The 1015-nt window shown below is 51.8% G+C and carries 1 protein-coding gene; it reads right to left on the bottom strand.

All coding sequences use genetic code 11. The features are described 5' to 3' along the window. The coding region (locus AAE02nite_RS26475) for a hypothetical protein (protein WP_218033567.1) at positions 1-1015 on the bottom strand (1015 nt) is incomplete at both ends.

The following is a 1015-nucleotide window of genomic DNA, read 5'->3' on the forward strand; positions in this document are numbered from 1 at the left end:
GACGGATTAAAGGTGGCCGAACCAGAACCATTGCTCGAACAGGTCCCTCCCCCAATGCCTTGGCCCGATACTACCACGGAATAAGTACCGGTAACATTTACCGTAATGGTAGGCGTTCCTTGGCCCGATACAATGCCGGGTCCGGACCAGACGTAAGTTAAAGGAGCAATGCCGCCTAATACAGTGGCGGTTAAGGAAGCACTGCCGCAGGCACTGCTAGGAGTTACCGTTACCTGTGGCCGTACGTTAAAGGCGCCGCTGCTAAAATCTTCCAGCACGGAAGTAACCGAAAAAGATGCCCGGGTCTCAACAATAAAGGATGAAAAACAGGCATTGGTCTGACCAAGACCTGCCAGGTCTATAAAACCTTCGAAAAAGGTGATAGCCGGCATGGTGTTGGCCGGGGAGCTTTTCGCCTGGTGCGTCCAGGGAGTTGTTTCGGCATTCGCATTTACTACGGCCCCTAAGTTAGTATTGGCTACCGTTGTAAGTGTTTGCAGGGTTCTGCCGCTGCTGGGCACATCGCCTTGGTTCGTGCCCACCCATTTGTAGGCCGCAATGTTGCCCACCGCACCACCATTCGCGATTTCGGCTACTACTAATATATCACCCACCTGGTGCTGGCCACTGAAGGTAGTACCAGTAGGGGCTACCTGGTCCTGTAAAAACCAGAAACCGATGTTGGTAGAACCATCAGCCGAAAACCGGTTGCCAAAAAAGTAAATCTTACTGCCAATTAAGATGGCTCCGGCCTGCTGAATATTGGTTTTATCGCTGGAAGTACCGGCTTTATTCTGCCAACTGGGTATATCAATATGGTCTTTGGTATTGCCACCCGCATAAATTCGCTCGGTGCCGGTATCATCCCGAATCAAGCCGGTGGAGATGCTGCCGGCTGGCAGGTTGGTGCCATTATAAATATCCACCCAGTCCAGGTTGCTGGTGGTATTAGTCGGGTTCTGCACGTTGCCATCTAAAAAGCCGTACGGGTGTTGTCCTTGTACGGTAACATGCG

The sequence above is a fragment of the Adhaeribacter aerolatus genome (genome assembly GCF_007991635.1).
Classification (GTDB): Bacteria; Bacteroidota; Bacteroidia; order Cytophagales; family Hymenobacteraceae; genus Adhaeribacter; species Adhaeribacter aerolatus.